6 protein-coding genes and 1 tRNA gene are annotated in these 7671 nt (G+C 69.6%); 5 read left to right on the forward strand and 2 right to left on the reverse strand.

Annotated features, from left to right (window positions below; all coding sequences use genetic code 11):
- Positions 1–174 precede the first annotated feature (174 nt).
- Positions 175–1836: a S8 family peptidase gene (locus tag ACWDS7_RS44530; protein WP_451934222.1), complete on the forward strand. Its 1662-nt coding sequence runs from the start codon at positions 175–177 to the stop codon at positions 1834–1836.
- A 287-nt stretch (positions 1837–2123) separates the two neighbouring features.
- Positions 2124–3554, forward strand: coding sequence for a pyruvate kinase (pyk, locus tag ACWDS7_RS44535; RefSeq protein ID WP_306857889.1), 1431 nt, complete (start codon positions 2124–2126; stop codon positions 3552–3554).
- Between the two features lie 395 nt (positions 3555–3949).
- Here pyk and ACWDS7_RS44540 read toward each other — a convergent pair whose 3' ends face one another.
- Both ACWDS7_RS44540 and ACWDS7_RS44545 read right to left on the reverse strand, forming a co-directional pair.
- Entirely contained in the window at positions 3950–4522 is a 573-nt protein-coding gene (locus ACWDS7_RS44540) for a GNAT family N-acetyltransferase (RefSeq protein ID WP_451934223.1), read from the reverse strand.
- 225 nt (positions 4523–4747) lie between these two features.
- A tRNA-Leu gene (locus ACWDS7_RS44545) sits at positions 4748–4820 on the reverse strand.
- A 113-nt stretch (positions 4821–4933) separates the two neighbouring features.
- Here ACWDS7_RS44545 and ACWDS7_RS44550 point away from each other — a divergent pair.
- The 3 genes from ACWDS7_RS44550 to ACWDS7_RS44560 all read left to right on the forward strand — a co-directional run bounded on the left by ACWDS7_RS44550 (position 4934) and on the right by ACWDS7_RS44560 (position 7645).
- Positions 4934–5533, forward strand: a complete 600-nt coding sequence (locus tag ACWDS7_RS44550) for an ANTAR domain-containing response regulator (RefSeq protein WP_451934224.1) — start codon at positions 4934–4936, stop codon at positions 5531–5533.
- Between the two features lie 359 nt (positions 5534–5892).
- Positions 5893–7065: a branched-chain amino acid ABC transporter substrate-binding protein gene (locus tag ACWDS7_RS44555; protein ID WP_306857893.1), complete on the forward strand. Its 1173-nt coding sequence runs from the start codon at positions 5893–5895 to the stop codon at positions 7063–7065.
- Positions 7066–7222: 157 nt separating this feature from the next.
- The gene (locus ACWDS7_RS44560; RefSeq protein ID WP_451934225.1) at positions 7223–7645 is read left to right on the forward strand and encodes an ABC transporter permease subunit; all 423 of its coding nucleotides are present in this window, start codon (positions 7223–7225) and stop codon (positions 7643–7645) included.
- Positions 7646–7671 lie beyond the last annotated feature (26 nt).

Raw genomic sequence — 7671 nt, forward strand, 5'->3', positions numbered from 1 at the left:
CGGCCAGCTCCCCCTGCCGCTCCGCGTCCAGGGCCGCCAGCAGCGACTTCTCATAGCCGAGCTGCTCGGGCAGCAGCCGGTCCGGGAACACCGGGGGGATCAGTGTGCGAGTTGCTGCGCCGGATATATCCCTGAAATATTATTCATCCTTATCTAGGTGAATATGGGGGATATATGAGTCGGTGGAGCAGTCGCCTGACCAGCGCGGCGACGGTGGTGGCTCTGGCCGGCACCCTCACGGCGATCCCCCCGACCGGCGGGGCGTCCGCCGCCACCGGACAGCTCGGTGACTACCTGGTCTTCTACGCCGACGGCGCCCGGGACCGGGCGGTGGAGGCCATCAGGGTGGGTGGTGGCACCGCGCTGTCCACCGAGCCCAGGCTCGGCTACGTCGTCGCCCGCGGTCCCGGCGCCCGTTTCGTCGAGAGCCTCGCCGGTAGCGACGCCGTAGCGGGCGTCTCCTCCGACCGCAGGATCGGCTCCGCGACGGCGGCACCCGCCGCCGCCCCCGCCACCCGCGCGAACGCCTCCGACATCCGGGAGGTCGAGCTGTCCTCCGGGGGCGAGCCGCTGGCCGGGCGGCAGTGGGACATGAAGATGATCGGCGCCACCCCCGACGGCTCCTACGCCACCGCGCGCGGCAGCAGGAAAGTGCTCGTGGGCATCATCGACACCGGCATAGACGGCAGGCACCCCGACATCGCGCCGAACTTCAACCGCGCGCTGAGCCGCAACTTCGTGACCGACCGGCCCACCGACTCCAAGGGGGAGACCTTCGACGGGCCCTGCGAGTTCAAGGGATGCAAGGACCCGGCCGACTGGGACGACGACGGCCACGGCACCCACGTCGCCAGCACGGTCGCCTCGCCGATCAACGGCCTGGGCGTCGCCGGCGTCGCCCCCCAGGTCTCCCTGGTCAACCTGCGCGCCGGCCAGGACTCCGGCATGTTCTTCCTCAAACCCAGCATCGACGCGCTCACCTACGCCGCCGACGCGGGCATCGACGTGGTCAACATGAGCTACTACATCGACCCCTGGCTGTTCAACTGCAAGGCCAACCCGGCCGACTCCAAGGCCGAGCAGCTCGAACAGCGCGGGGTCGTCATCGGCATGCAGCGCGCGCTGGACTACGCCCGCAAGCGCGGTGTCACCCTCATCAGCGCCCTCGGCAACGACCTCATCGACCTCGGCAGGCCCCGCTACGACATGTCCAGCCCCGACCACCCGGCCGACTCCGCGCGCGTCCGCGAGATCGACAACTCCTGCCTCAGCGTCCCCTCCGAGTCCAAGGGCGTCATTTCGGTGGCGGCGGTCGGCGTCAGCAAGCGCAAGGCCTACTACTCCGACTACGGCGTCGAGCAGACGGACCTGGCGGCCCCCGGCGGCGACGAGTATGACGGCACCGGCGGATCCGACGTCACCCGGACCGTCCTGGCCGCCGCGCCCGAGAACGTGCTCCGTGCCGAGGGCCTGATCAGCCGCGACGGCACTCCCAAGAACCGCTCGGTGGTCCGCGACTGCCACGACGGCACCTGCGCCTACTACCAGTATCTCGCGGGCACCTCCATGGCCGCCCCGCACGCCACCGGCGTCGCCGCCATCCTCATCAGCCGTTTCGGCAGGCCCGGCAAGGGCGGCCTCAGCATGCCCCCCGCCGAGGTCGAGCGCCTGCTCTACGCCACCGCCACCAAGCACGCCTGTCCCTCGCCGCGCAAGTACGTCTACCGCATCAAGGACCAGAAGATCTCCCAGACCTGCCAGGGCGCCAAGTCCCGCAACGGCTTCTACGGCCGGGGCATCGTCAACGCCGCCAAGGCCGCCACCGTCACCCGGTGACGCCCGCCGTGCGGCGCCCACCGGCCACCCCACAGCACCCACCCCGCCCGGCGCGCACGCCGTGACCAGCGCCCGTCTCGACCGCCGTGGCTCCGGCCGCACATCCACGGGCCCACCCTCGGAGGCCCCCTCGACACCCCTTGGCGGCCCGTGAAGATCCGATGAGAACCCCGCAGGCCGATTCGCCGACCACCGGTGACCGGAGGTAGCGTAATGTCACCGAGTTTTTCACCGGTGCTACGGCCAACGTAACAACCAAGTGGTCTGTACCAATTAGGGTGGGACCCGTGACCCGTCGCGCGAAAATCGTCTGCACTCTCGGCCCTGCCACCTCCTCTCCCGAACGCCTCCGCGAGCTCATCGCCGCGGGCATGGACGTGGCCCGTTTCAACCTCAGCCACGGCAGCCACGAGCTGCACAAGGAGGTCTACGACAGGGTGCGGGAGGCCGCCGCCGAGCTCGGCCGCGGCGTAGGCGTGCTGGCCGACCTGCAGGGCCCCAAGATCCGGGTGGGCAAGTTCGAGGAGGGCCCGGTCCGCCTCGGCTTCGGTGACGTCTTCACCATCACCACCGAAGAGGTCCCCGGCGACCGCGAGCAGGTCTCCACGACCTACCTCGGCCTGCCCAAGGACGTCCGCCCGGGCGACAGCATCCTCGTCGACGACGGCCGCGTCCACCTGGAGGTGACCAGGGTCGACGGCCAGCGCATCACCACCCGCGTGATCATCGGCGGCATGATCTCCGACAACAAGGGCCTCAACCTGCCTGGCGTCAACGTCAGCGCCCCGGCCCTCACCGACAAGGACGAGACCGACCTGCGCTGGGCCCTGCGCACCGGCTTCGACCTCATCGCGCTCTCCTTCGTCCGCCGTCCTTCCGACGCCGACGTGGTGCGCAACATCATGGAGCAGGAGGCCGTCCGCCTCCCGCTGCTCGCCAAGATCGAGAAGCCGCAGGCCGTGGAGCGGCTGCCCGAGATCATCGAAGCCTTCGACGGCATCATGGTCGCCCGCGGCGACCTCGGCGTCGAGCTGCCCCTCGAAGATGTGCCGATCGTGCAGAAGCGCGCCATCGAGCTCTGCCGCGAGAAGGCCCGCCCGGTCATCGTCGCCACCCAGATGCTCGACTCGATGATCAGCGCGCCCCGCCCGACCCGCGCCGAGGCCTCCGACGTCGCCTACGCCGTCATGGACGGCGCCGACGCGGTCATGCTCTCCGGCGAGACCTCGGTCGGCAACTACCCCATCGAGGCCGTGCAGACCATGAGCCGCATCGCGACCGCGGCGGAGAAGACCTCGCTGCAGGCCACCCACAGCCTCGACCGGCTGCCGGAGACCACCGGCGGCGCCATCGCCCGTGCCGCGGCCGAGGTCGGTGCCATCGTCGGAGCCAAGGCCCTGGTCGCCTTCACCATGTCCGGAGAGACCGCCCGACGCCTGGCGCGCTACCGCTCGCCGATCCCGCTGCTGGCCTTCACCTCCTCCCCGCACGTCCGCTGCCAGCTCGCGCTGACCTGGGGCGTGGAGACCTTCGAGGTGCCGTTCGTCCACCACACCGACGACATGGTCCGCCAGGTCGAGGCGTCCCTGCTGGCCAACGCGCGCCTGGAGAAGGGCGACAAGGTCGTCATCGTCGCCGGCTCGCCCCCCGGCACGGCCGGCTCCACCAACGCCCTGCGGGTCCACACCATCGGCGCGGCCGTCGCCCACCCCGTCTGACCGCTCCGCCTGACCGCCCCCGCGCCGCCGCCGGGCCTCCGTCACACCGGGCCCTGGCCGCGGACTCGACACGGTCCCCGTTTCCCGTGATGATTCCGGGGTAATCGGTGCTCTCGGTCCCCATGTGGTCTCCGGGGGCACCGGATCACTCCGGTCCCGGTGGCGGGTCTGCGTCGGCCACCGGGACCGGGGCGCCACCCGCGCCCTGCGGGACTCCACTGCGCCGCAGGCGCCCTGCGGGACTCGGTCGCGCCGCACGCATTCTGCGGGACTCAGCCGCGCCGGGCGCCGGCCGCGGTCCCGTCCGGGCCTCGTGCGGCCACGGCGGCCCCCAGGGGCCACACGGTGACTCTCAGCCCCGTACGGCGTCGGCGGGCCGTGGGCCGCCCGCGTCGCTAGACGTGGTCGTAGGCCCACGTCCACAGCGACAGCCGACGTCCCTTGTCCTCCCCGGCGATCGGCGGCACGTCCGTCAGGCGGTATCCCGCCGCGCGGGCGACCGCCGCGCTCGCGGCGTTGCCCGTCTCTATCTCCAGCAGCAGTTGGACGACGCCCACCGTGTCACGGGCGAAGTCCGTCATCACCCGCACCGCCCGCGACGCCAGCCCCCGTCTCCGGTGCGCCGCCCCCACGACGTAACCGATCTCCGCGACGTCCAGGTCGGCTCCGGTCAGCATGAGCAGGACCTCGCCCAGCGGCTCACCGCCGTCGGCCGTGATGGCCAGCTGGACCCGCTGCCCCGCGGCCCGTCTCTCCCGCGCCCGCTTGAGATAGACCCGCGCGGCGTTCAGGTCGAACGGCGAGACCAGCGGCGTCCAGTAGGCCACGTCCGGGTCGTCGAACAGCCCCACCATCGCCGCCAGGTCCTCGTCGTGCCACTCCCGCAGCACCAGGCCGTGCCCGCTCAGCCGGAGCTCGGCGGGGAAGCTCACCGGGATGCCGCCGCGCCCCTCCGCGACGTGGCTCACCGATCACCCATGCCGTCAACTCCCGATCCGTCCGTCTCCGGCAACCTACTCGATCGCCGTCTCCTTCTCCCGTACCCCGTCGGATCATCGGGCCCCGGCCCCGCCGGCCTGCGGGGGCGTCCGCGCGCGGAGAGTGCGGAGAGTGCGGAGAGTCTCGCCGGTGGAGGAGGGTTCCGCCGGTGGATACGACAAACCGCCCGGCTGCCCGGCCGAGCGGTTGTGAGGTGCCCCGAGTGGGATTCGAACCCACACTAGATGGTGTTTGAGACCATTTCCTCTGCCGTTGGGATATCGGGGCGTATTTCCGGACCTGTCCAGAACTGACGTGCAGGCTGCGAGCCTACCCAGAACTGGATCAGTGTCGGGCACCGGCGTGGTCCTAATCTAGCGGACATCGGTACTCTCTTGCTCGTGAGTACGCAGCGGCGAGTGGTGATCGCGGAAGACGAGGCGCTGATCCGCCTCGATCTCAAGGAGATGCTGGAAGAGGACGGCTACGCCGTCGTCGGTGAGGCCGGGGACGGGGAGACCGCGGTCAAACTGGCGCTGGAGACGCGGCCGGATCTGGTGATCCTGGATGTGAAGATGCCCATCCTGGACGGGATCTCGGCCGCCGAGCAGATCGTGTCGCAGCGGATCGCGCCGTGCCTGATCCTGACCGCCTTCTCGCAGCGGGATCTGGTGGAGCGGGCCCGGGACGCCGGGGCGATGGCGTATCTGGTGAAGCCGTTCACCAAGTCGGATCTGGTGCCGGCGATCGAGATGGCGGTCAGCAGGCACGAGGAGATCGCGGCGCTGGAGCGGGAGGTGGGCACGCTCTCCGAGCGGCTGGAGACCCGCAAGCTGGTGGAGCGGGCCAAGGGGCGGCTCATGGAGCAGCACGGGTGGAGCGAGCCGCAGGCGTTCCGGTGGATCCAGAAGGCGTCGATGGACCGCCGGTTGAGCATGCGTCAGGTGGCGCAGATCGTGGTCGACGGGACGCCTGGTCCGGTTGAGGGGGAGGGTGCCTGAGGGACCTGTCCCGCCGACGTCTCGCCGCGCCGTACGGGGAGGATCTTCCCGTCGATAAGCCCGCGCATTCCCGTGAGTCAAGGGGGTGCGTGGGCTTTCGCGTACCCGGAGTGATCATCTGCGGGCGGTAGTCAGGCGGTGACCATGGCTTTTGTCGGTGATAGCCGAAAAGAATCGGTGCTGTAACGAAATGGTAACGGGGGCCCCTCCTGTATCGACCCGTGACATGCGCTGGCTGTACTAACCGACACGACCCCCTGGCCACTCCGTCAGGGGAGGGCATCTGTGAACCCGGTCCTGATGCGGGACCGGGCGAAAGGAAGGCAACCTTGCGGCCTAAGACTGCTCGCCTCGGTGGAGTGCTCGCTGCCGGTGTGGCGCTCACCCTCGGTCTCGCTGCCTGTGGTGACGGCGGCACGGAGGCCAAGCCGGCGGACGGCGGCTCCAACGCTGCCGCTCCCAGCACCGTCAAGATCGGCTTCATGGGCGACCTGACCGGTCCCAACGCCGGCATCGTCATTCCGCCCAGGAACGGCGCGAAGCTCGTCATCGACGAGTACAACAAGACCAACCCGGCCGTGAAGATCGAGCTGGTCGAATACGACAGCCAGGGCGACGCCTCCAAGGCCGTCGCGCTGGCCCAGCAGGCCATCAAGACCGACAAGATCGCCGGTCTGATCGGCCCGGCGTTCTCGGGTGAGTCGGCCCAGGTGGGCCCGGTGCTGGAGGAGGCGGAGATCCCCAGCATCACTGCCTCGGCGACCAACACCAAGCTCGCCGAGAACGGCTGGAAGTTCTGGCACCGGGTCCTGCCGAACGACGGCGTCCAGGGCCCCGGCATCGCGGACTTCATCGCCGGCGCCGCCGCGGCCAAGAACGTCTTCGTGATCGACGACAAGTCGGAGTACGGCAAGCCCCTGGCCGACGCCGTCCGCACCCAGCTCGGCACCAAGGGCGTGAAGGTCACCAACGACTCGCTCGACCCGGCCGAGAGCGACTACTCCTCGGTGGTCAACAAGGTCGCGGCCGCCAAGCCGGACGCGCTCTTCTTCGGCGGCTACTACGCCGCGGGCGGCAACCTGCTCAAGCAGCTCCGTGACAAGGGCGTCAAGGACGCGAAGTTCTTCTCCGGCGACGGCTCGCTGGACAAGGGCCTGATCGACGGCGCCGGCGCCCCGAACGCCGAGGGCGCCCTCGTCGGCTGCCCGTGCTACATCGCCACGCCGGACGTCACCGACGCCAAGGTGAAGGGCTTCGCCGACTCCTACAAGGCCGCCTTCAGCGCCGAGCCGGCGATCTACGCCGCCGAGGGCTACGACGCGGCGACGGTCTTCGTCGAGGCGGTCAAGGCCGGCAACACCACCACCGACAAGATCAACGCCTTCATCGGGACCGTTGACCTGGCCGGTGTCTCCAAGCAGGTCAAGTTCGCGGCCAACGGTGAGGTCGAGGCCAAGGACATCTACATGTACCAGGTCAAGGACGGCGCCATCACGCTGCTGGGCAAGGCCTCCGAGGCCAAGCTGGGCTAGTCGAGACCTCGAGAACAGTAGGTAGTTGACGCGCGGGAGCGGGAACGCCGCGATGGGTTCCCGCTCCCGGCGTGCTTCCAGAGAGTCCACGAGGCACTGCTGGGAGCGGTGTGCTACCGGCAGTGCAGGCGACCCCCGCTAGAAGTGGTAACCCCTAGTGCTCAATGACTTCATCAATCAGTTCTGGCCGGCCACGATCGATGGCCTGGCCTTCGGCTCGATTTACGCTCTGATCGCACTCGGCTACACCATGGTGTACGGCGTGCTGCGGTTGATCAACTTTGCGCATTCCGAAGTGTTCATGATCGGAACCTTCGGTGCGATGTTCGTCCCCTTCGTGCTCGGCATCAACTCGGCGCTCACGGGCCTCGCCCTGGTGGGTGTGATCGTGGCGATGATCCTGGCCGGCATGCTCGCCTCCGCGGGCACCGCGATCGCGCTCGAGCAGATCGCCTATAAGCCGCTGCGCAAGCGCGGGGCGTCCCGGCTGGCGGCCCTCATCTCCGCGGCCACTTCCATGAGTACGTGGCCGCGCTGTTCTCCCAGGACGGGCCGGTGGGCGAGGCGATGGCGCTGCTGATCGCCGTCCAGCTGACCGAGCGCGAC

This window comes from Streptosporangium sp. NPDC003464 (assembly GCF_053588315.1).

Bases quoted from the DNA above. Each gene is read 5' to 3' on its own strand.
- ACWDS7_RS44530 (WP_451934222.1), top strand. From the start codon at position 175: ATGAGTCGGTGGAGCAGTCGCCTGACCAGCGCGGCGACGGTGGTGGCT.